Origin of the sequence: Trinickia sp. LjRoot230, from assembly GCF_964253315.1 — a bacterium.
Taxonomy (GTDB): domain Bacteria; phylum Pseudomonadota; class Gammaproteobacteria; order Burkholderiales; family Burkholderiaceae; genus Trinickia.
Map to the genome: position 1 here is coordinate 3897934 of NZ_CAXUQX020000001.1, position 21427 is coordinate 3919360.

Sequence of the window (21427 nt, forward strand, 5' to 3'; positions counted from 1 at the left end):
AACGATGTCGGATTTTCGGCTCCCGAAGCGCCGCCGCATTTTTCTGATGCGACACGGTGAGGTCACCTACTTTCACGGCGCCCGCCGTGCAATCGAACCCGATAAGGTTCCCCTCAACGCGAATGGCCGCGAGGAAGCCAGCGCCGCAGGGCGCGCATTCGCCGCACAACAAGTGTATTTCGACCGTGTAATCGTGAGCGGCTTGCCGCGCACTGCCGAAACAGCCGAGCGCGTGCTCGCGGAAACAGGCCAACGCGCCGAGCTCGAGATTTGGCCTCAGTGGCAGGAGATTCGCCCCGGCTCGATGACGGGTATTCCGTCCGATGAAGTGGAGAGCGCGTTTTTGCGCCTGTTCGACGGCGTCGTGCCCGAAGAAACACACTTTCTCGGTGGCGAAACGATCGGCGCATTGCTCGATCGCGCGCTGCCCGCAATGGCCATGCTGCGCGAAGATGCATCATGGGACACTTCGTTGCTCGTACTGCATAGCAGCGTCAATCGCGCGCTGCTTTCACATGCCATCACGGCCGGTGGACGAGCGTTCTTCGGTCATCTCGCACAGGCAACCGGCTGCATCAATGCCCTCGATGTGGGTGCCGCACCGCGCGATTGGGTTGTCCGGGCCATCAACTATGCGCCGCCGTCGCCGCTCTTTCGCGATATGCGCAATACGACGATGGAAATGCTCTATTTCCAGTATCTTCAGTACAAGCGCGGCGTCGGCGCGGACGCCGCTGATTGAGCCGGCATCACACGCGTTGTGTTCCGCATCACAGTGATTACCTTCGAGGAAGACCATGAATCAATGCTGTTCGTGCTCGTCGTCAATCACAGGCTTGGCGGCAGTGGTCCGCGAGTCGGGCAAACCCATGTCTGTCGAGCATATCGATTTCGATCCGCCTCGCGCGGACGAGATACGTGTGCGCATCGTCGGCACCGGAATCTGTCACACGGATCTCGTTTTTCGCGATGGGTTTCCGGTGCCGCTACCCATCGTGCTGGGCCACGAAGGTGCGGGTGTGGTGGAATCGGTCGGGCCGGAGGTCACCCGGCTCGAACCGGGCGACCATGTCGTACTGTCCTTCAACTCATGCGGCGCATGTCCGAACTGTGAGCGCGGCCTGCCTTCGTACTGCTTCAAAGCCGGCCACTACAATTACAGCGGCGCACGCCCCGACGACAATTCCACCGCGCTGTCGCGCAATGGCACACTTATCAACGCGAACTTTTTTGGTCAGTCGTCGTTCGCGAGCATTGCAATCGCACGTGAAAGGAACGCGATCCGCGTGGACCGAGATCTGCCGCTTGAACTGTTAGGGCCCCTCGGATGCGGTATCCAAACGGGCGCGGGCGCTGTGTTGAATTCGCTCGATGTCCGGGCAGGAACGTCGCTCGTCGTGTTTGGCACGGGCACCGTCGGAATGTCCGCGGTGATGGCGGCCAAGGTGGCGCAAGCGGGCACCATCATCGCTGTCGAACCCAATGCGGCACGCAGAGCGCTTGCGCTCGAGCTGGGTGCAACCGACGCCATCGATCCGAGCGCCGATGACATCTGCCTCGCTACCATGATCAGGCAAGTCAGCGGCGGCGGAGTTGCCTACGCGCTCGACACAACCGGCATACCCAGCGTGATAGAGGAGGCCATCGATGTGCTGCTGCCTAACGGCATGCTGGGCTTGCTCGGGATGTCGCCCACGGGCGCAACCCTCTCGGTGAACCTGATGGGCTTACTGATGCGAGGCATCGGAATAAAGGCGATTCTGGAAGGCGATAGCGATCCGCAGCGCTTCATTCCCCGATTGATCGACCTGTATCGCGAGGGCAATTTTCCGTTCGACCGGCTGATCAAGACCTTTCCGTTCGAGCAGATCAACGAAGCGGCTGCCGCGACCGAAAACGGGTCCGTCATCAAACCCGTGGTCGTGATCTAAGCTCGTCCTCAGCCTTCACCGCGCGAACCGGATCACCCGATCGGCCCCTTCGCGGCGCTCGAGTTCGCCATCGAGCCATAGCAGATGCAAATGGGCGAGCGCTTCGCCCATCGCGAACGTCATCTGGTGAATGTCGAGCGGCCGCCTGAACATGATCGGCACGATGTCGGCGGCCGATTGCGGTCCACTCGCGCAGACCTCGCGCACTTCGGCCAATCGCGCGTCGTGATGCGTGCGCAACTGCGCGATCCGCGTGGCGAGCCCGCGAAACGGGCGGCCATGCGACGGCAACACGAGCGTGTCGGCCGGCATGGTTTCGTAGCGGTGCAACGATTGCAGGTAAAGCGCGAGCGGGTTGCTCTCGGGCTCGATGTCGAATACCGACACGTTCGTCGAAATGCGCGGCAAGACCATGTCGCCAGAGATCAGCACGCCGGCCGCTTCGCTAAAGAGCGCGCAATGCTCGGGCGAGTGGCCATAGCCCGTCACGACACGCCAGGCATGCGCGCCGATCGTAACCGTGTCGCCGTCGCGCAAACGCCGATACTGCGACGGCATTGAAGGCACGAGCTTCTTGTAGTAGTCGCCGCGGCGGCGCAGCTTGTCGAGTGCTTCGGGGTCCGTCAGCCCATGCCGCGCGAAGTGCCGCGCGGCACCCTCACCGCCCGCATTCGAGCCATCGCCCGCTGCCATCACGCGACCGAACATGTATTCGCCAAGCGTCATCCAAAGCCGAACGTCCCAGCGGCCGCGCGCCCCGCCCTTGCAGATCCAGTCAGCCAGCCCGAGATGGTCGGGGTGGCAGTGCGTGACGAGCACGCGCAACACGGGCAAGCCTTCGATCTGCGTGTCGAAAATCGTTTCCCAATGCGCTTTTATCGTGTCGTCGGCAATGCCGCAATCGATGACCGTCCATCCGTTTTGCCCGTCGATCTGATCGCGCAGCAGCCAGAGATTGATGTGATCGAGCGCAAACGGCAGCGGCATGCGCAACCAGTAGACGCCCGGCGCGACCTCGCGCGTGCGGCCGGGTTCAACGAGCGAATCGCCGAACGGGTAATCGAGTTGGTGTTCGAGGGCATTCATCAGCCGAATCTCTCTAGTCCTTCTTTCATTGCGCTTGTATCGCCGCATCCCGCCAGTTGCGCTTTGTGCAAGTTGACGATAACGTAAACGTCGATCGATTCTACCCGATCTGCCCGCAACGCAGCCGCAGGCCTTAGCGCCGGCGGCGTACAGCCCGACGCGCCACCATGAGCCAGCATTACACGATCACCGAGCTCGCACGTGAATTCAACGTGACGCCCCGCGCCATCCGGTTCTACGAAGACCAGGGCTTGCTGTGCCCATGGCGCGAAGGCGCGAGCGGCTTGCGCCGCGTCTATTCGAACCGCGATCGTACGCGGCTCAAGCTGACGCTGCGCGGCAAGCGGCTCGGCTTTACGCTCTCGGAAATTCGCGGTCTGCTCGATTTGTATGAATCGCCGACGGACACCGTGCCGCAGTTGCACGCGTTTCTTGCGACCATCGCCGAACATCGCAAAGTGCTGGAGCATCAGCTCGACGACCTGAACGCGACGCTGCAAGACCTCGCGCGATACGAGGCACAGTGTCACGCGATGCTGAGCGAAAGTGACGCAGTGCAGGTGGAGCGCACATGAACCACTTTCCGAAACTGCTCTCCTCGCAAATCGGCTTCGATGTGGCGCAGTCGATGCTGGAGGGCTTTAACAGACACTATAGTGCGTTTCGCGATGCGGGCGCGCACGCCAAGACGCTGTTCGAAGCCGGTGACTGGCATGGCTTGCAAAAGCTCGCGCGCGAGCGCATTGCTTCTTATGACAACCGTGTCGACGAATGCGTCGAATTGCTCCAGGACGAATACGATGCCGAGCGAATCGACGACGAGATCTGGCAGCAGATCAAGCTTCATTACATCGGGCTGTTGACCCATCATCTGCAACCCGAATGCGCGGAGACGTTCTTCAACTCGGTGTGTTGCAAGATTCTTCATCGCTCGTACTTCAACAACGACTTCATCTTCGTGCGCCCCGTCATTTCGACGGCGTATCTCGAGAACGAGGAGCCTGCAGCCAGGCCTACGTATCGCGCGTATTACCCGGGCAAGGACGGCCTCGCCGAAACGCTCGAACGCATCGTGACGAACTTTCAGCTCGAGGTACCGTTCGACGATCTGAGCCGTGATGTGGCCTGCATCATCGATACGATCCGCGACAACTACGGCCAGTTTTCGGAGGCGTTCAACTTCCAGGTGCATGTGTTGTCGTCGCTGTTCTTTCGCAACAAGGCGGCCTATATCATCGGGCGCATCATCAACGGCGAAGTGCTGTTGCCGTTCGCCGTGCCGGTGCGCCATGTACGGCCGGGCGTGCTCGCGCTCGATACCGTATTGCTCAAGCGCGAGCAACTGCAGATCATCTTCAGCTTCTCGCACTCGTATTTTCTCGTCGACATGGAAGTGCCGTCGGCCTATGTGGACTTCCTGGCCACGTTGATGCCCGGCAAGCCTAACGCGGAAATCTATACGTCCGTGGGCCTGCAAAAGCAGGGCAAAAATCTTTTTTATCGCGACCTGCTCAAGCATCTTTCCCATTCGAGCGACCGATTTGTCATCGCGCCCGGCATCAAGGGACTCGTGATGCTCGTGTTTACGCTGCCGTCGTTCCCGTACGTATTCAAGCTGATCAAGGACAACTTTCCGCCGCCGAAGGAAACGACACGCGAACGGATTCAGGAAAAATATCAGCTCGTCAAACGACATGACCGGCTTGGGCGCATGGCCGATACGCTCGAATATTCGAGCGTTGCGCTGCCGCTGTCGCGGCTGGACGACGCGCTGATTCGCGAGCTGGAAAAAGAAGCGCCTTCGATGATCGAATACGAGGATGGTTGCGTCGTCATTCGCCACGTCTATATCGAGCGCCGCATGGTGCCGCTCAATTTGTTCCTGCAAAACGGCACCGATGCCGATATCGAACACGCGATCAAAGAATATGGCGATGCGGTGAAAGAATTGATGCAGGCGAACATTTTTCCCGGCGATATGCTCTATAAGAATTTCGGCGTCACCCGCCATGGCCGCGTGGTCTTTTACGACTACGATGAAATCGAATACCTGACCGATTGCAACGTGCGCAACGTGCCGCAAGCGCAAAACGAGGAAGACGAACTGTCGGCGGAGCCGTGGTACGCCGTCGGCCGCAACGATATTTTCCCCGAGACGTATGGCACGTTTCTGCTCGGAGACCCTACCGTGCGCCGCCATTTTTTGAGCCACCACGCTGATTTTTTTGATCCCGCGCTGTGGCAAAAACACAAGGAATTGCTGCTAAAAGGGGAGTTGCCCGATTTTTTCCCCTACGACCAAGGCATACGTTTTTGCAACCGCTATCCAGAGCGGTTTGCTAGTGGTGCCAAAGATAAACCATCAGGCAACGATAAGCGGGCGGCATGAATAGTTAGGATGCCGAAACATTTACCGGCCGGCATGCACGCGTGGCGTGTCTCGTCAATTTCCGGCTCAACCTCAACTGCTAACGAGCACCATGAGCGACTCTAACGATCCTCTCGAAACACTCTTCGTCAACAACCAGGCATGGGTCGAGCGCAAGCTCGCACAGGACCCGCACTATTTTTCGCGCCTGGCAGATCAGCAAACGCCCGAGTATCTGTGGATCGGCTGCTCCGATTCGCGCGTGCCGGCGAACCAGATCATCGGCTTGCCGCCGGGCGAAGTATTCGTCCATCGCAACATCGCGAATGTCGTCGTGCATACCGACCTGAACTGCTTGTCTGTGATTCAGTTCGCGGTCGATCTGCTCAAGGTCAAGCACATCATGGTTGTCGGCCACTATGGTTGCTCCGGGGTCGGCGCGGCGCTGTTCGACCGTCGCGTCGGGCTTGCCGATAACTGGCTGCATCATATCCATGACGTACGGGCGAAACATGCCGCGCTGCTCGACGAATGGCCAATGGGCGAGGTGCGGCACCGGCGGCTCGTCGAACTCAATACGATCGAACAGGTCGTGAACGTTTGCCGCACCACGATCGTCAACGATGCATGGGCGCGCAGCCAGCCGCTGACCGTGCACGGTTGGACATACGGGTTGCACGATGGCCGCATTCGCAACTTGGGCATGACGATTTCGAGCGCGGAGATGCTTAGTGGTACTTACGAACGCTGTGTCTCTGCAGTCTCCACGAAAGGTGCGAGTTCGGCGAGCATCGATACCGTCGCCGCCGACGCCGCGCAGATGCGGAAATTTGCAGCGGTCGTCGAAGGCGTGATCAAGGAGATCAAACATGACTGATGCAAACGCAAACACAAATGCAATTGCGCGCGATCCGATCGTGATCGTGTCGGCGGCTCGTACGCCGATGGCAGCGTTTCAAGGCGAGCTTGCGTCGCTCACGGCGCCGCAGCTCGGCGCGGCCGCGATTGAAGCGGCACTGACGCGCGCTGGCCTCGCACCGGCGCTGGTCGAAGAAGCGTTGATGGGCTGCGTACTGCCTGCCGGGCTCGGCCAAGCGCCTGCGCGGCAAGCGGCCTTGGGCGCCGGCCTGCCGCTTTCGACGGGCTGCACCACCGTCAACAAGATGTGCGGCTCCGGCATGCGCGCCGCGATGTTCGCGCATGACATGCTGGCTGCGGGATCGGTCGAGGTCGTCGTGGCGGGCGGCATGGAAAGCATGACGAACGCACCGTATTTGCTGCCGAAAGCGCGCGCGGGCATGCGCATGGGCCACGGGCAAGTCATCGATCACATGTTCTACGACGGCCTCGAAGATGCTTACGAAAAAGGCCGGCTGATGGGCACGTTCGCGGAGGAATGCGCGGCGTCGTACGGCTTTACGCGCGAAGCACAGGATGCCTTCGCCATCGAGTCGCTCGTGCGTGCGAAGCGCGCCAACGAAGACGGCTCGTTCGCGTGGGAGACCGCCCCTGTGAAGGTGGCCGGACGCAAAGGCGATGAAGTGACGATCGCTCGCGACGAGCAACCGTTCAAGGCCAATATCGAGAAGATCGCGACGCTCAAGCCGGCGTTCAGCAAGACTGGCACGGTGACCGCGGCTAACGCGTCGTCGATTTCCGATGGCGCGGCAGCGCTCGTCATGCTGCGCGCTTCGACGGCTGAACGGCTTGGGCTCACGCCGCTCGCCCGCATCGTCGGCCATTCGACGTTCGCGCAAGAGCCGGCGAAGTTCACCACGGCGCCCGTTGGCGCTATCCGAAAGCTCTTTGAGAAGAACGGCTGGCGTGCGTTGGACGTCGATCTATACGAGATCAACGAGGCATTCGCCGTCGTAACGATGGCGGCGATGAAAGAGCATGGCATCCCGCATGAGCTGGTAAACGTGAATGGCGGCGCGTGTGCACTCGGCCACCCGATTGGCGCGTCCGGTGCACGCATTCTCGTCACGCTGATCGGCGCGCTCAGGAAACGCGGCGGGAAACGCGGTGTAGCGAGCCTTTGTATCGGCGGGGGGGAAGCAACGGCGATGGGGGTGGAGATCGTTTGATCGTCGGCGGCCCGCGACGCATCGCGCGAAGGTGAACGTTATGGGCTTGGCGATTTGCGCTCGTGGCACTGTGCAAATCGCCTTGTTCGGAGAATGCCCGCCTACAAACGGAATGGTGACGCAAACTCGTGCTGAGCTTATCCGCGATTTTGTGGGCGGGCATACGTTCAGGGGTCTGTCAGCAATTTCGTGTTCAAGGCATATGATGCTCCCCAGGAGAATATATGCCTCGCAAACTGAAAGCCCTTCCTGCAGACCTGCCGGCGATCCCCGCCGAGCTGCTTGAGCAATTCGGCAACGGCCCGATGACAGCCGAATCGATTAACGCCGCGACGATGGCCCTGAAAAAGGCGTTGATAGAGCGGGCGCTGGGTGGCGAAATGAATCATCATCTCGGCTATCCGTCTGGCGCTGCCAAGCCCGCTGCCGTGACGAACCAACGCAACGGCACTGGCGCCAAGACGGTGCTGATCGAAGACGGTCCAATGCGCATCGAAGTGCCACGCGATCGCGATGGCAGCTTCGAGCCACTGCTGATTCCGAAGCACGGACGACGCTTCACGGGCTTCGACGAGAAGATCGTCGCCATGTACGCCCGCGGCATGACCGTACGCGAGATTCAGGGCTTTTTGCAGGAGCAGTACGGCACCGAGGTGTCGCCCGATTTCATCAGTTCGGTCACCGACGAGGTGATGGCGGAAGTCACCGCCTGGCAATCCCGGCCGCTCGAACCGATGTATCCCGTGGTGTTCTTCGATGCGATGCGGGTCAAGATTCGCGAAGACGCGGTCGTGCGAAATAAGGCCGTCTACCTTGCACTTGGCGTGCTGCCCGACGGCACGCGCGATATTCTGGGCCTGTGGATCGAGAACACCGAGGGTGCCAAGTTCAGGATGAAGGTGTTCAATGATCTCAAGACCCGCGGCGTCCACGATATCTTGATAGCCGTGACCGACGGCCTGAGGGGCATGCCCGAGGCATTGGCAGTGGTATTCCCGGCAACCACACTGCAGACTTGCATCGTGCACCTGATTCGCAACAGCCTTGAGTACGCGAGCTGGAAGGACCGTAAGGCGTTGGCTGCGGCGATCCGACCGATCTACACAGCCCCGAGCGCCGAGGCAGCGCAGGCCGAACTCGATGCCTTCGCCCAAGGGCCGTGGGGGCAACGATTCCCGACAGTCAGCGCTGCCTGGCGCAACGCTTGGGATCGCGTGATTCCGTTCTTTGCGTTCCCGCCAGCGGTGCGCAAGGTGATCTACACGACGGATGAAATTGAAAAGCCTCAAGGTCGATATTTTTTGAGCTTCATGACGTCTGCCTCGGCGGCCATTGCGTTGAGGCGGGCTTGTTGCCGGGCCGAGCCTGTTTCCAGCGGGAGAACAGCCGGTGATACACCCGCTCGGCCTGCTCGGCCATCGCCCGTTCCTGGTCGCGCACGCTCTTCAAATTGTAGGCTGCTGCACTGCCTTTCGGACCGCCGCGGCGCGCAGGCATGCCGGCCTGCAGTTCGAGTGATCGCGTCTTGCGCGCGGTGAGCGCCGGGCGGTCCCACGCAAAGGCCTCATTGCGTGTGAGGACGTACCACACCATAACGGCAATCTTGCGTGCTGTCGCGACAGCGGCAATCTGCTGGCCGCGCCGATCTCGGATGCGCAGGAAGAATGCGCGTAGCGGTCCGGCTGACTGCGCCGCCGACCACGCGGCTTCAACGAGCATCGCACGCGCATAGGAGCGTCCCCGCTTGCTGATACGGCCGTGCCTGGCGGGTTGCGCACCGGTCTGATAGACGCAGGGGTTGAGTCCGAAATAGCTGACCAACTTCTCCGCGGTGGGGAATCGGGCGATGTCACCAATTGCGGACAGCAGACCAATTGCCACGATGGCATTTACGCCGGTGATTGTCAGCAATTTGCGCAGTCGCTCGTCGTCCAGCACGGACTGCGCGAGGGCCTGCTCAATTTGTTTAAGGTCGTCACCAAGACGGTCCAACTCACGTAGCCGTTACTCGACGCCCAATCGCTCATCGGTCGGCAGCGGCTGATTGGCCAGCCAGGCGCGCCCCTTCCTGCCAAACAGATCCGTAGCGGGGCAGCGCTCAATCAGATGCGCGGCGAGCACTGCATGGACTTCGTTCTTCAAGCGGGTGCGTTGCCGTACGATCTGCGCTCGTCGCGACACCTGCCGTCGCATCGCCTGCGTAGTCTCATCAGGCATCCACACCTGAGGCAGAAAGCCGCTAGCGTATAGCTGGGCCAGAATTGCCGCGTCGATCTTGTCGGTCTTGACCCGTGCTTCGGCAATCAGCCTGACCTGTAGAGGGTTAGCAACGATGACCTGACCGACGTGTGCCCGAAGCACGTTGACAATCGCCGCAGTATTGCCAGTCGCTTCGAGCACGACGTGATCGTCAGGTCTAAGCTGAGCGGCAAATCTCTCGAGTTCATCCCGGCGTAGTCCGGCGCGACCGCCGGCACGCAGTACGCCATCTTCCAGATACGCGATTTCGGCGACCGATCGCGACACGTCCAGACCAACAATGCGCATAGCCGTTCTCCCATGGAAAACACACAGGGAGCCGGTGGGACAGCACGACAACTACGGATTCGCGCTCACAGCGCAACCGGGCGGGTCGCAGGGGCGGCCAACTACTAACACGAGCTCGCGGCTCATCGTGTACGAACGGCCTGCCCACCCGAAGTGCTCCCCCGGTGCCCCTGTCCCGGATGGTCGTACCATACGCCTGAAAACTCGCGGCGGGGACGCGCGGAGCACCGGTTCATATCATGCCGGTTACGAACGCCATTGAGAACATCAACGCGCAACTGCGCAAGATCATCAAAACGCGAGGCCACTTCCCGACCGATGATGCCGCCACGAAACTATCTGGCTTGCACTGCGCAACATCACGGCCGGCTGGAGTCGTTCTGCTCACGATTGGAAGCAGGCCATGAACCAATTCGCTGTCCTCTACGCGGATCGATTCGTTCGACCATCCGCGTGAATCTTAGCCCCGCCTTGAGCACGGAAATTCTGACAACCCCTGCTTCGATGAAAAGGCAAGCAATTTAGCCGGCCCTTCGTTGCCAATCCTGGCCTTCGTACGGCGCCCACGCTCGCGCCCAGTCACTTGTTTGTCAGCTCCAGGCTCAACGCATTCAGCACCGCCAGCATCGTCTTCAACGTCGGATTGCCCTGATCGCTGAAGGAACGATACAGTTGCTCGCGCGAGAGCCCCGTTTGCGCTGCGATCTGCGCCATCCCCTTAGCACGGGCTACCACCCCGAGCGCATGCGCGATGTAGGCCACATCGTTCGTCTCGAACGCCTCAGCCATGAACACCGCCATCGCTTCCTCACTGCTTAAGTCCTCGACAGGGTCGTAGGTCGTTAGCTTTTCAGCCATCTCACTCTCCCAACTCTGTTGCCAGGCGCTTTGCCACCTCAATGCCTCTCGCTTGCCCGCTCTTCGTTCCACCGCACAGCAATGCCGCGATCGTATTGCCCCACCGGCTGGGCATCACCGACATGCCCAAAGACCGGGCGATCAAGCCGCGACGCGATCAGCGCTCGGGCTCGCTCGTCCTTCAGTCCCGGCGCCATTTTCGAAACGTCTCCGTTTTTGCATTTCACAACGCATACGAAACGATTAGCCTTCGTTTTTTTCCCTACTGTCGTCCGTGACCATGTAGCTGCGCCGGGCTCTCCGATAGCTGTCGTCGAATGGTCGAATGCCTAACATATGCGCGTTGCTCGACAGACCTCCCAAAGCCATGAAGGCGAACCCCAGTAGAAACGCCGAGGCTCTGATTGAGTTGGGCAGCACATCGAATGCCAAACCACCAGTGGAGATACCCCCCCTCCAAGGAACATCGCGACCCGAAACCATCCGGCGAAATTTCCATTCTCGACCAATTTCATTCGTTGCTCCCTTTGGGGATAGCGACGGCACCCCATCTTTCATTGATCCAGCTACGAATCCGTTCTGAGAACGGTATGGCCTTCGTGGACTCGACTGCTTCGTTGATAATCGGCGCAGCCAAAGGCACCCTGTCGGAAGCTACCTTCGCACCCAAAGTCAGTGCCCCTCCGTAGGCGTATTCACCCATATCGGGCCTGGCGACCTGCGCGACGGCATCGGCGGTCAAACCCACTGCAGTCGCACCATATGACACCGCGGCGAGACCAGGCGCATACGGTGAGGGAACGCTTGCAGCCGCGGCAGTTATCGAGCCCAATCGCCCCGCATTTTTGAAACCATCGACATCGAATCCGCCGTCGTTGTTCTCATAAACTCGACATCGGCCTTGCTCAGCTCGGTAAAAGGCCCCGTGAGAGTGAATCCCCAATCGTTGCTGTTGGGCCGATCGTAAGTGAAGACGCTCGGCACGTTATCTTTCCCAGCTGAGTTGTACTTTTCCAGGATGTACGTCTGCAGTTCAGGATTTGCCGGTGCCGTCACCTGCGTCCGAATCGGCTTGCCCTCGCTCGTGGTTCCGACATAAATCCACTGAGCTCCAGGATCCTTCGGCTCTTCACCGACTAAAGTCACCGGTACGCCGGACTGGTGCTCGCCATGGATCATGACACCCATGATTCGCATCTGGTCTTCAACCTGCACCTGCGTATATTTGCCGTCACTATGCTCGGCGATTTGTCCCGCCAAGGTTTTTTCGTCGCGATGCGGATTCTTATCTACGTTCAGTTGCCGATTAAGCCGATCCGCGTTATACGCACCCGCGCCGGCATTGCCGCCCACTGCCGCACCCAGCACCGTCGCGAGGCTATTCGCCACGATATTTCCCAATGCCTCGTCGACATCGGCGTTACCCGTGAGCTTTGATGACCTGATCCGCTCAGCGAGCTCGTCTAACTTGCCGCCCGCCAGCGAAGCCACCGCGGCTCCCGCCGCCGCGCCCACCGCATTGCCGCCACCGAGTCCCACCGTCACCGCCGCCCCCGCCGCCTGCATCAGCGCTCGCCCCTTGCCGCCTTCGCTCCAACGCTCAGCCTGCGCTTCGTAATGCGCCGCAAGGTTCGCGTCGCCCCGCGCCTGCGCCTGCCTCATCTCTTCCAACGCCGCCTCGCGCTTGCCGTTCGCATACCGACCGATTTGCATGGCCACCACTTCGCCCGCTTCCTGCACCGCTGTCATCACCTCCGCCTGCCGGTTCAGCTTGCTTTGCAAGTCCGGCGTGCGAGCCACCGTGCCGCTTAACGCGCTGGTATCGCGATTGAGCATCGCCACGTCTTGCCGCTGATTCGCTTCATCGGTGATCGTGATCGAACCCGCCTCCACCGCGCTGCGCGTTAGCGCGCTTTGGCTGCCTCTGTCGTGTTGCACCAGCATCGGCGACACATCGCCCGTGTTCTTGCCCGAACTCGCACCGTGCGTCGCGTAGTTATTGCCGTCGTTACGGCAGTGCGGGACTCGATGCTTTCATGCCTCAGCGGAACAACAAGTTCTTGACTATCACGTACACGATGAAGCTCATCAGCGTCGCAAAGGCAACGATGGCTACGATCCGACTACGATGCGTTCTTGCTGATGAAGAGAAGGGGAAGCTAGGCATTTGATCACCATTCGATTCCAGTCTTGCCTTGGTCGACCGAGAAGCCCCCGCCTGCGGTCCCAACGTTTTTTGTCTTCCCGGCATTTATCCCGGCGCCAACGCCTAATACGGTCGCTGTTCCGTTTCCCGGTGAATACATTACACCACCGCCTACCAAGTCATATGCTCCGGTTGTCCCCCCAGCGTACCCGGCAGCAAAGTTGTTTGTTTGACCGGGCTTCACTGTTGACGTGTTCAGCCATCCGGCCGAGACTCCAATCCCCGCATTGATGGGGTTAGGGACATTCATGTTCACGCCGTAACCGAGGTACGAGTTGCCATCCCGCGTAAATGTGCCCCACGCGCTGCCTACGAAGTAATCAACCTGGAAGTTCACAAAGTCCGGCATTCTGAACAGCCCCGGATTCGAACCGAATGTCGTCGCTTCGTACGTCATACCGTTCGCCGTCTTGCCATTCGTGTTGTTCGCAATGAACGCTTGCAGGTCGGGATCGCCTCGTTGCACGTTCTGTACCCACACCGACTCGCCATTCACATTCTGCCCGTAGTAGCTCCAATCCGTTCCGTCTTGCGGCTTCTCGCCCGTCGAAACTTGATTCTCGCCATAGTAGGCCTTTGCGGTAAGCGTTATTTCGAGGCCGCATCGACAGCGTAGCCGCGTGAGTCCAAAGTGATGCCCATCACTTCGAGTAGTGGGGACCACTTTGATGACAGAGATCGACAGTGCAAAGAGCCGCAAAGGGCGGCCGAATTACACACCTGAATTCCGGCGTGAGGTTGCGATAGCAGCGTGCGAGTCAGGCATCTCGGTGGCGAAGCTCGCACAGTCGCGCGGCCTGAATCCGAACATGGTGTTCAAGTGGCGCAGGCAGTATCGTGCCGGTCTGCTGGACAGTAAGACGGCGAGCAAGGCGGCGGTGTTTGTTCCGGTGGCGATATCGCCGGATGAGTCGACGGCGGTTTCGTCGCTGCCGTTGCCAACGGCGCAATTGCCATTACGCGCACAGGAAGCAGCACCCTCAAGTATTGAGATCGGACTCAATGGCGCACGCGTGTGGGTGAACGGGAAGGTCGATCCGGCTCAGTTGCGACTGGTGCTGCATTGTCTGAGGTCGGCATGATCGCGCTGCCGACCGGCACCCGCATCTGGCTAGCCGCAGGCGTCACCGACATGCGCCGTGGCATGGATGGTCTGGCGGCACTGGCCCAGGTGGCGCTCGAGCAAGACCCGTTCTCGGGCCACGTGTTTGCGTTCCGTGGTCGCCGGGGTGATCTGCTCAAGCTGCTGTGGTGGAGTGGCGATGGAATGAACCTGTACGTCAAGCGGCTGGAGCACGGTCGTTTCATCTGGCCGCAAGCTGACGCGGGATGCCTCCACCTGTCGGCAGCACAATTGTCGATGCTGCTCGAAGGCATCGACTGGCGACGCCCGCAACGAACGTGGAGGCCCACATGCGCCGCGTAAATTTGCTCCCGCGTCTGCGTGTGCTTGATAAAATTCCGGGCATGCCAGCCAGCCGGTTCCCCGACGACATCGACACCCTTAAGCGCATGCTTGCCGTGCGCGAAGAAACTATCGCACGCCTGCTGGCCGAGATCTCGCGCCTGAAGCGTTGGCAGTATGGTCGGTCGTCGGAACGCATGGTGGAACTGACGGGACAACTGCAGCTCGCGCTCAGTGACTGGCCGCTGCCGCAGCCCGATGAGGTGTCTGCGCCGCCTCCTGAACCCGAGCAGGATGAACGGGTGAGCACGACAGCACCGGTGGTTCCATTGCGCCGCCGCGCACGCGCATTTCCTGCGCATCTGCCGCGCGAGACCATCGAGCACAAGCCGCAGCATTGCGACTGTCCCGAATGCGGCGGGCGGTTGCGCAAGCTGGGGGAAGACGCCTCCGAGATGCTGGATTACGTGCCAGGGTACTTCCGGGTGATTCGCCACGTGCGTCCCCGGCTAAGCTGCCGCCGCTGTGCAAAGGTGGTCCAGGAAGCGGCGCCGTCGCGCCCGATCGCACGCGGCATGGCCGGTGCGGGTCTGCTGGCACAGGTGGTGGTCGCCAAGTATGCTGACCATACGCCGTTGTACCGGCAGGCAGGAATCTATCGCCGCGCCGGCATTGACCTCGAGCGGGCTACGCTGGCCTCATGGGTTCGCGAGTGCGCCAAGCTACTGCAGCCGCTGGCCGATGCCGTTGGCCGGTATGTGCGCGAGGCGCAAAAAATCCATACGGACGATACCCCCGTTCCGGTACTCGAGCCCGGGCGTGGCAAGACCCGCACGGCACGGTTGTGGACGTATGTGCGCGATGATCGGCCGGCGGGCAGCCGGGCGCCGCCGGCCGTCTGGTACCGATACTCGCCCGACCGGAAGGGCGAGCGACCCCGTACGCATCTGCAGGGCTGGTCGGGCATCCTGCAGGCGGATGCGTACAGCGGCTACGATGCGCTGTATCGCGATGGCATGATCATCGAGGCCGCGTGCTGGGCGCATGTGCGGCGCAAGTTCTACGACCTGTACGAGCTGGAGCGTTCGCCGGTGGCACAGGAGGCACTTGGCCGCATCGCGGCTCTGTATGCCATCGAGCGCGAGATTCGCGGCCGAAAGCCGGCGTTGCGGCAGTCGGTGCGTATGGCACGGGCGCTACCGCTTGCCCGTGCGCTGAAGGACTGGTTGGAGCACACGCTCGCGCAGGTCTCGGCGAAGTCGAGCCTGGGGCGTGCCATCCGGTATGCGCTGGGGAACTGGCCTGCGCTGGTGCGCTACTGCGAAGACGGGCGCATCGAGATCGACAACAACACGGCGGAACGCGCGATCCGGCCGCTCGTGATCGGCCGGCGCAATTACCTGTTTGCCGGTTCTGACGGTGGTGGACAAAGTGCGGCGGTCATCTACAGCCTAATCGGCACGGCACGCCTGAATGGTGTCGAACCGTATGCTTACCTGCGCACAGTGTTCGAGCGCATTGCCGATCATCCCATCAACCGAATCGATCAGTTGCTGCCGTGGCGTTTGATGCCGGCGCAGCAGCCGCTCCAGCAGGCTGCGTGACGATGGCATCAACTCGCAAACCCGCGGTACGCGCGGTCAATTCACCGGCACCGGTCTATCAGTTGCACATTGAGCTGAAGTATCTGAAGCCGGCAGTCTGGAGACGGGTGCTGGTTCCCGCCTCGATCAGACTACCGAAGCTGCACGTTGTGTTGCTGCTGGCAATGGGCTGGGAGGGTGGCCACCTGCACGAATTCATGTTCGGCGACACCAACTACGGTGTACCCGATCTGGACTTCCCGAGTGACCCGCCGATGCTTAACGAGGCGCGAGTGACCTTGGACCGTGCGCTGGGTACGCGCAAGTCGTTCACTTACCTCTACGATTATGGTGACAACTGGCAACATCGTGTGAAGATCGAGAAGGTCCTGCCGACTGATCCGGAGTTGCGCTCGCCTATCTGCTTGGATGGCCGCAATGCCTGTCCGCCGGAAGATGTTGGCGGTGGACCCGGCTACATCGAGTTCCTCGATGCGATCATCGACCCCGCTCATGAGGAACACCAGCAGTTGCTCGACTGGTGTGGCGGTGGCTTCGATCCAGCAGCCTTCGACCTTCACACCGCCAACGAACGCCTCTTCGAGATCAAATTCTGATCGTCAAGACGGCCGCCAAATGTCGCTTACCCTTTGCGCCCACACTTAGATTCATCAGTGCCTGTTGATTGGCGATTTCCGCGTCGGTGTGCCGCAGTCCCTTTTCCTCAGCCAACGCCGTGAGCTCCTTTCTTTGCTCCCGGTCTTCATCTTGAAGCTGCCGATTAAACCGATCTGCGTTATACGCACCCACCGCGCCCGCATTGCCGCCCACTGCCGCACCCAGCACCGTCGCGAGGCTATTCGCCACGATATTGGCCAATGCCTCGTCGACATCGGCGTGACCCGTGAGCTTTGATGACCTGATTTGCTCAGCAAGCTCGTCTAACTTGCCGCCGGCCAGCGAAGCCACCCCGGCTCCCGCCGCCGCGCCCACCGCATTGCCGCCACCGAGCCCCACCGTCACCGCCGCCCCCGCCGCCTGCATCAGCGCGCGACCCTGGCCGCCTTCACTCCAACGCTCGGCCTGCGCTTCGTAGTGCGCCGCAAGCTTCGCGTCGCCCCGCGCCTGCGCCTGCTTCATCTCTTCCAAGGCCGCTTCGCGCTTGCCGTTCGCATATCGCCCGATCTGCTTGGCCACCACTTCGCCCGCTTCCTGCACCGCCGTCATCACCTCCGCCTGCCGGTTCAGCTTGCCTTGCAAGTCCGGCGTGCGCGCCACCGTGCCACTCAATGCGCGGGTATCGCGATTGAGCATCGCCACGTCTTGCCGCTGATTCACTTCATCGGTGATCGTGATCGAACCCGCTTCCACCGCACTGCGCGTCAGCGCGCTTTGGCTGCCGCTGTCGTGTTGCACCAGCATCGGCGACACACCGCCCGTGTTCGTGCCCGAGCTCGCACCGTGCGTTGCGTAGTTATTGCCGCCGCTACCTGTCGTTCCCCCTTGCGAGATCCCCCCGCTCGTTGCGCGATAGCTGGATTGGTTCGTGACGTCGCTCCAGCTCAGCGTGCCCGTGCTCAGGCGATTGTCCGGCGCGCTCGCCGTACTCGCCAGATACCCGCCTTTCAAATCGGTATTGCCCTTTACCGTCACGTCAAACCCGCCCTCACCGGCTTGCATGCCCGACTGCTCGTTCACACCCGCATAGTTGCCGCGCGCTTGACCAGCGGTGGCGCTAAAACCGCCGCCCCCGCCGTATTGATGCGCCGCACTGCGGCTCGTGTCCTGCACCGAAGCGATGTTCATGTTGCCCCCAATGTCCGCCACGATGCGCTTCGCATTCACGTTTGCGCCCACCACGTTCGTGTCGCCCCCGCTGATCAGCGTGGCCCGATCGCTTGCGTTGATGTGCGTATTGTTGTGACTGCTCGCATCAGCATTCGCGTCGCCTCGCGCGTACGACACCGAGCCCGATACCCCCACCCCATCCACCCCATACGACACGCCCACGCTCGCGCTCTTCGATTCGCTCGTGCTGCGCGTGCGGTGCGTGTCGACGCTGCTCAGCAAGTCAATGCGATTGTTCGCTTGTAGTAAGACCGCGCGTGCATCGATGTCCGAGCCTGCGATCGTGACGTTGCCGCTCTCGGATGCCGCGTCGCCTGTTGCAACGAATGCCGCGGTGCGCCGCCTTCCGCTCTGCACGTGCCCGCCGTCCTATGAGACGCAAGAGCGAACGGCCACACGCTCACGCACGCCACACGCATTGCGTTCTCCTGGATGCAGATCACCGAGCATCTGCTCGCTCACGCCGGATTCCTATCCGGCCAGCACGTCCTATTCAGCGTCGATTATCAAAACTCCCAAATCACCATCGCGCCCGACCATCGCTACATGATCGCTGGCGTGCCCATCATCACCTGATGCCGGATACGACGAATCCGGCTTACGCCGGGTTCGTTTTTCAGGCTAGCGACCTGATGACCTCTTTTCGTAAAACCAGGTCAGCGTACCAACGGAGAGGCTGAACAGAGCCACAAACACGACCACTCGGCCCACACGATTCCATGTCGGCAAGTGATATGGCACGTCGTGGAACAACCACTGCAAAGCAGGGCCAACAGCGATCTCAACTAGAGTAACCCCGAATCCCATAACAATCAGCCAGAGCAATACAAAGTAGCTCCAGCGGAATAGCTCGAAGCTAGTCTTGGGCTTCATTTCTTACCGTTCCCGTCGATTGAGTTCTGCGCAGCCCCACCTGCAGCCTCTTGAGTCACGCCACCTAACGCCCCGCCAGCCCACGACGGAATTGTGCTTGGCGGCACATAGGTCGATATGCCCATCCCAAGATCACGCCATTCCTGGCGATACCATGGGTTCAATATACTGTCGAGTTTGCCTTCGATTTTGGAGCCAATCGGATACCCAATCACCGTTCCGACCGCCGCGCCCCCCATCGCCGAATTCGGGTTCTGACCTTGCAATGCCGAGCCTGTCAACGCGCCACCGACTCCCGTCAGAAACACTGGACCGAACTTCATCCTAGTCAATAGCGCTCCCGTCACGCCCGACAACGAAAAGCTCGTCCAGTCAAACGGCTGATCGCCCGCGAGCTGCATGCTCCCATTCGCAATCAAATTAGCGGCCGTGCCAATACCCATCAGCCCCGCAGACGCCAACGGACCGCCCTTCGCTAAACCCAACCCCACCATGCCGTGTGGGCACGCTGTGAAGGTGGTCGTGCACTTCGTGCCGAACAGCAGCGGGACGAGTACTGCCTCGCGTTCCGATGAAAGTGTTTTGCTTCGATGAAAAGGCGTTGGAGGCCTGTCCGCGATTTTGGGCGCCATCGGCCGAAGCTGCGGCGCTAGCGCCGGGCTCAATGCTCACGGAAGCATAAAAATCGATTGCGACCTCAGCATATTAAGAAACGCAGCGAACGTGAAACTAAGGGCCGCTAACAATAAAAAACTGACGGTCGGCTCTTTGTATTGACACCAAACCGTCAACGCTACACTAAGAAACAGCGTTGACTTTAACCAGTAAAAAAACTTATTCCGCTTCAACCGCAAATCTCCGCGGCCGAACATTGACCAACTCACCGCAAGGGATGCAAACGAGATAACGATCACTCCGATACCAAGAGTCATTGATCACCTTTTTTGAATTGGTTAATCACGTTCTGCTATCCCCACCAAGGGTTCGAGCCAGGATCGAAGAATGGGTCAATTGAGCCATTTGCATGCCTTGATTGTAGTGGCGTTGTACCTCATTGATATGAGAACAGTGGGCGTGTTATTGTAATCCCCAACGTTTTCCTGAATCTCCGCAAGCACGCCCTGTTTACAAAAGGAAGATGGGTTAGCCGGAACCTGCTGCCAGCCTAGATCACCCAGGGTTCTGATGTCCCGATCCCGAAGCTGCTGAGACCACGAATCCGTTCGAATCAGGACCGATAACAGCGCCCCTCCGGGCTTCGCACTCTCATTGCGATACACGAACCCCCCTCCGTTTGAGAGCATCGTCGCCATATCCGCTTTCATTATGTGCAGCCTTTCACTTGCATCGGTCGTTGTTGGATTTTTTGTCAGCGCATAAATGAAGATGAACAACCACAACACCACAGCCAGTGCTACTACGTAGCGCCAGGCGGAGGTGCCAAAAATTCGGCTCTTTCGCATGATCCAATTATTGTGGCGCCGGAAGTGTGAACACAGGCAAAGTTACTCCCGTGCCTACACTCCCGCCGAGATTTATCGTTTTTGTCGGCGCGCCGATTCCCACGCCAGCCTCGATGGACGTAGAGCCACCAATGGCATGGTTCGCGCCAAGGCAAATTCCGTACGTGCAAGCGCCAGCCGAGTAGGAGCCGCCCGCCAAGAATTGATCAGTATTCTCGCCTTGTACCGCGTTGGGCAGTCCATAATTTGACGGCATCCAACCCAGCGAAACGCTCGCGCCGGGAGCCACCGGCACAGAGCCGCCAGCCCCAACGTAAACTTGACCGTTGTGCAGATTCAATAAGAGGGAGCCCGCCATACCCAACGCATTGCCATTGACGGCGACATAGTCAGGAGCGGGGATGCCAGGTTGCTGAAATCCAGCTGAATTGTCACCGGTGTTCCACCCAGGCGAGAACGGGCCATACGAATCAACCTTCGGCGCACCGCCGCTCGCCTGCGCCGTCTCCGGTGACGGCACGTTCCAACTGTACGGCGAATTCGCTCCGCCCGTACTTTCGTTGATCAAATCCCGCAACGGCTGAGACGGCGAACCCAGCATCGACGGATCCTGCACCAGATAGTTGTTGCCCGCACCATCGCTCGTTACCTTCATGCCCGCCGCGTCGTACACGTCGCTCGCTTTGGTGTTCGCGTTCAACGGCACAACCATCCCAGCCGTGATCGTCTCGCCATATTTGCTGTTGTCCGCCGAGCGCAGCGCATTCTCGACTTGATGCAACGTGATCAGTGAACCGTCCGGATTCGTGATGCCCTTCGCCTGCGCATCGGCGGCTATTTTTTGCGCCAGCGTTTTCTCCGCCGGATGCAACTGCCGATTGAACCGATCCGCAGCCGTCGAACCAAACCGACGCATACGCCTCCCGCACGGCAGGCTTGCCATCATTGCGACCGCCTCCGGAGCCACACAATTCCTACAAGAGCAATTGCCGATAGCGTTCCCTTCGTCGCAACGCTTTTGTAATTCACCGCGGCTAACAAGCTCCGCATATCGATCCGGCTGACACAGCCTGGCGTGGTCAGACAATGCACGCACAGGCCAAACAGCCATATGGCAAGGAATCCGGCGACGCAAATCGCCCAAGCTCCAACGCAAGCAGTAATCCATCGTG

19 protein-coding genes and 3 pseudogenes are annotated in these 21427 nt (G+C 60.3%); 13 read left to right on the forward strand and 9 right to left on the reverse strand.

Going from position 1 to position 21427, the window contains the following annotated elements; translation table 11 throughout:
* Window positions 1–4: 4 nt before the first annotated feature.
* Both ACSQ20_RS17795 and ACSQ20_RS17800 read left to right on the forward strand, forming a co-directional pair.
* The gene (locus ACSQ20_RS17795) at window positions 5–742 is read left to right on the forward strand and encodes a histidine phosphatase family protein (protein WP_436022255.1); all 738 of its coding nucleotides are present in this window, start codon (window positions 5–7) and stop codon (window positions 740–742) included.
* A 127-nt stretch (window positions 743–869) separates the two neighbouring features.
* Window positions 870–1931: an NAD(P)-dependent alcohol dehydrogenase gene (locus ACSQ20_RS17800; RefSeq protein ID WP_436022257.1), complete on the forward strand. Its 1062-nt coding sequence runs from the start codon at window positions 870–872 to the stop codon at window positions 1929–1931.
* Between the two features lie 15 nt (window positions 1932–1946).
* Here the strand turns inward: ACSQ20_RS17800 and ACSQ20_RS17805 are convergent, their stop codons facing one another.
* A complete protein-coding gene (locus ACSQ20_RS17805) occupies window positions 1947–3017 on the reverse strand; it encodes an MBL fold metallo-hydrolase (protein ID WP_436022259.1) in 1071 nt (356 codons plus the stop codon).
* 167 nt (window positions 3018–3184) lie between these two features.
* On the opposite strand from ACSQ20_RS17805, the gene ACSQ20_RS17810 reads away from it, so the two are divergent.
* The 5 genes and pseudogenes from ACSQ20_RS17810 to ACSQ20_RS17830 all read left to right on the forward strand — a co-directional run.
* Complete coding sequence (locus tag ACSQ20_RS17810; protein ID WP_436022261.1) at window positions 3185–3592, forward strand: MerR family transcriptional regulator; 408 nt, start codon at window positions 3185–3187, stop codon at window positions 3590–3592.
* Complete coding sequence (gene aceK, locus ACSQ20_RS17815; RefSeq protein ID WP_436022263.1) at window positions 3589–5406, forward strand: bifunctional isocitrate dehydrogenase kinase/phosphatase; 1818 nt, start codon at window positions 3589–3591, stop codon at window positions 5404–5406. Before ACSQ20_RS17810 ends, aceK begins: the two co-directional genes overlap by 4 nt.
* A 91-nt stretch (window positions 5407–5497) precedes the next feature.
* Window positions 5498–6262: a carbonate dehydratase gene (can, locus tag ACSQ20_RS17820; protein ID WP_436022265.1), complete on the forward strand. Its 765-nt coding sequence runs from the start codon at window positions 5498–5500 to the stop codon at window positions 6260–6262.
* Window positions 6255–7472, forward strand: a complete 1218-nt coding sequence (locus ACSQ20_RS17825) for an acetyl-CoA C-acetyltransferase (protein WP_436022267.1) — start codon at window positions 6255–6257, stop codon at window positions 7470–7472. Before can ends, ACSQ20_RS17825 begins: the two co-directional genes overlap by 8 nt.
* Before the next feature lie 224 nt (window positions 7473–7696).
* Window positions 7697–8752 (forward strand): annotated as a pseudogene (locus tag ACSQ20_RS17830) (IS256 family transposase); the annotation flags it as partial.
* 28 nt (window positions 8753–8780) lie between these two features.
* Here the strand turns inward: ACSQ20_RS17830 and ACSQ20_RS17835 are convergent.
* Window positions 8781–10004: pseudogene (locus ACSQ20_RS17835) on the reverse strand (IS110 family transposase).
* A gap of 251 nt (window positions 10005–10255) precedes the next feature.
* Here ACSQ20_RS17835 and ACSQ20_RS17840 point away from each other — a divergent pair.
* A pseudogene (locus ACSQ20_RS17840) lies at window positions 10256–10476 on the forward strand (transposase); the annotation flags it as partial.
* Between the two features lie 122 nt (window positions 10477–10598).
* Here the strand turns inward: ACSQ20_RS17840 and ACSQ20_RS17845 are convergent.
* From ACSQ20_RS17845 to ACSQ20_RS17855, 3 genes are all read right to left on the reverse strand, one after another.
* Complete coding sequence (locus ACSQ20_RS17845) at window positions 10599–10877, reverse strand: addiction module antidote protein (RefSeq protein ID WP_436022269.1); 279 nt, start codon at window positions 10875–10877, stop codon at window positions 10599–10601.
* 819 nt (window positions 10878–11696) lie between these two features.
* Complete coding sequence (locus ACSQ20_RS17850; protein WP_436022271.1) at window positions 11697–12815, reverse strand: hemolysin; 1119 nt, start codon at window positions 12813–12815, stop codon at window positions 11697–11699.
* A 233-nt stretch (window positions 12816–13048) separates the two neighbouring features.
* Window positions 13049–13564 (reverse strand): hypothetical protein, encoded by a 516-nt coding sequence (locus ACSQ20_RS17855; protein WP_436022273.1) that lies wholly within the window; start codon window positions 13562–13564, stop codon window positions 13049–13051.
* 187 nt (window positions 13565–13751) lie between these two features.
* On the opposite strand from ACSQ20_RS17855, the gene tnpA reads away from it, so the two are divergent.
* From tnpA to ACSQ20_RS17875, 4 genes are read left to right on the forward strand one after another with little or no spacing between them, the layout of a single operon-like run.
* Window positions 13752–14165 (forward strand): IS66-like element accessory protein TnpA, encoded by a 414-nt coding sequence (gene tnpA, locus ACSQ20_RS17860; protein ID WP_436019119.1) that lies wholly within the window; start codon window positions 13752–13754, stop codon window positions 14163–14165.
* On the forward strand, window positions 14162–14509 hold the full coding sequence (gene tnpB / locus ACSQ20_RS17865; RefSeq protein ID WP_436019121.1) for an IS66 family insertion sequence element accessory protein TnpB: 348 nt from the start codon (window positions 14162–14164) through the stop codon (window positions 14507–14509). Before tnpA ends, tnpB begins: the two co-directional genes overlap by 4 nt.
* A 41-nt stretch (window positions 14510–14550) precedes the next feature.
* Window positions 14551–16092 carry an IS66 family transposase gene (tnpC, locus tag ACSQ20_RS17870; RefSeq protein ID WP_436022998.1) on the forward strand — a complete coding sequence of 514 codons (1542 nt, stop codon included), beginning with the start codon at window positions 14551–14553 and terminating at the stop codon, window positions 16090–16092.
* A 2-nt stretch (window positions 16093–16094) separates the two neighbouring features.
* Window positions 16095–16688: a plasmid pRiA4b ORF-3 family protein gene (locus ACSQ20_RS17875; protein ID WP_436019123.1), complete on the forward strand. Its 594-nt coding sequence runs from the start codon at window positions 16095–16097 to the stop codon at window positions 16686–16688.
* Here ACSQ20_RS17875 and ACSQ20_RS17880 read toward each other — a convergent pair.
* Window positions 16678–18276 carry a hemagglutinin repeat-containing protein gene (locus ACSQ20_RS17880; RefSeq protein ID WP_436022275.1) on the reverse strand — a complete coding sequence of 533 codons (1599 nt, stop codon included), beginning with the start codon at window positions 18274–18276 and terminating at the stop codon, window positions 16678–16680. The genes ACSQ20_RS17875 and ACSQ20_RS17880 overlap by 11 nt on opposite strands.
* Window positions 18277–18351: 75 nt before the next feature.
* Between ACSQ20_RS17880 and ACSQ20_RS17885 the strand changes: the two genes are divergently transcribed.
* Window positions 18352–18495 (forward strand): hypothetical protein, encoded by a 144-nt coding sequence (locus tag ACSQ20_RS17885; protein ID WP_436022277.1) that lies wholly within the window; start codon window positions 18352–18354, stop codon window positions 18493–18495.
* 293 nt (window positions 18496–18788) lie between these two features.
* Here the strand turns inward: ACSQ20_RS17885 and ACSQ20_RS17890 are convergent, their stop codons facing one another.
* The 3 genes from ACSQ20_RS17890 to ACSQ20_RS17900 form a co-directional block, all read right to left on the reverse strand.
* A complete protein-coding gene (locus ACSQ20_RS17890) occupies window positions 18789–19424 on the reverse strand; it encodes a hypothetical protein (RefSeq protein ID WP_436022279.1) in 636 nt (211 codons plus the stop codon).
* 375 nt (window positions 19425–19799) lie between these two features.
* Complete coding sequence (locus ACSQ20_RS17895; protein ID WP_436022281.1) at window positions 19800–20255, reverse strand: hypothetical protein; 456 nt, start codon at window positions 20253–20255, stop codon at window positions 19800–19802.
* 7 nt (window positions 20256–20262) lie between these two features.
* Window positions 20263–21423, reverse strand: a complete 1161-nt coding sequence (locus ACSQ20_RS17900; protein ID WP_436022283.1) for a hypothetical protein — start codon at window positions 21421–21423, stop codon at window positions 20263–20265.
* Window positions 21424–21427: the final 4 nt, after the last annotated feature.

Excerpts from the sequence above, each read along its gene's own strand:
- ACSQ20_RS17900 (WP_436022283.1), bottom strand. The coding sequence starts at position 21,423 with ATGGATTACTGCTTGCGTTGGAGCTTGGGCGATTTGCGTCGCCGGATT.
- ACSQ20_RS17875 (WP_436019123.1), top strand. The coding sequence starts at position 16,095 with ATGGCATCAACTCGCAAACCCGCGGTACGCGCGGTCAATTCACCGGCA.
- tnpC (WP_436022998.1), top strand. The coding sequence starts at position 14,551 with ATGCCAGCCAGCCGGTTCCCCGACGACATCGACACCCTTAAGCGCATG.
- ACSQ20_RS17795 (WP_436022255.1), top strand. The coding sequence starts at position 5 with ATGTCGGATTTTCGGCTCCCGAAGCGCCGCCGCATTTTTCTGATGCGA.
- ACSQ20_RS17825 (WP_436022267.1), top strand. The coding sequence starts at position 6,255 with ATGACTGATGCAAACGCAAACACAAATGCAATTGCGCGCGATCCGATC.
- tnpB (WP_436019121.1), top strand. The coding sequence starts at position 14,162 with ATGATCGCGCTGCCGACCGGCACCCGCATCTGGCTAGCCGCAGGCGTC.
- ACSQ20_RS17800 (WP_436022257.1), top strand. The coding sequence starts at position 870 with ATGTCTGTCGAGCATATCGATTTCGATCCGCCTCGCGCGGACGAGATA.
- ACSQ20_RS17895 (WP_436022281.1), bottom strand. The coding sequence starts at position 20,255 with ATGCGAAAGAGCCGAATTTTTGGCACCTCCGCCTGGCGCTACGTAGTA.
- ACSQ20_RS17805 (WP_436022259.1), bottom strand. The coding sequence starts at position 3,017 with ATGAATGCCCTCGAACACCAACTCGATTACCCGTTCGGCGATTCGCTC.
- ACSQ20_RS17885 (WP_436022277.1), top strand. The coding sequence starts at position 18,352 with ATGCAGATCACCGAGCATCTGCTCGCTCACGCCGGATTCCTATCCGGC.
- aceK (WP_436022263.1), top strand. The coding sequence starts at position 3,589 with ATGAACCACTTTCCGAAACTGCTCTCCTCGCAAATCGGCTTCGATGTG.
- can (WP_436022265.1), top strand. The coding sequence starts at position 5,498 with ATGAGCGACTCTAACGATCCTCTCGAAACACTCTTCGTCAACAACCAG.
- ACSQ20_RS17810 (WP_436022261.1), top strand. The coding sequence starts at position 3,185 with ATGAGCCAGCATTACACGATCACCGAGCTCGCACGTGAATTCAACGTG.
- ACSQ20_RS17845 (WP_436022269.1), bottom strand. The coding sequence starts at position 10,877 with ATGGCTGAAAAGCTAACGACCTACGACCCTGTCGAGGACTTAAGCAGT.
- ACSQ20_RS17890 (WP_436022279.1), bottom strand. The coding sequence starts at position 19,424 with ATGGCGCCCAAAATCGCGGACAGGCCTCCAACGCCTTTTCATCGAAGC.
- tnpA (WP_436019119.1), top strand. The coding sequence starts at position 13,752 with ATGACAGAGATCGACAGTGCAAAGAGCCGCAAAGGGCGGCCGAATTAC.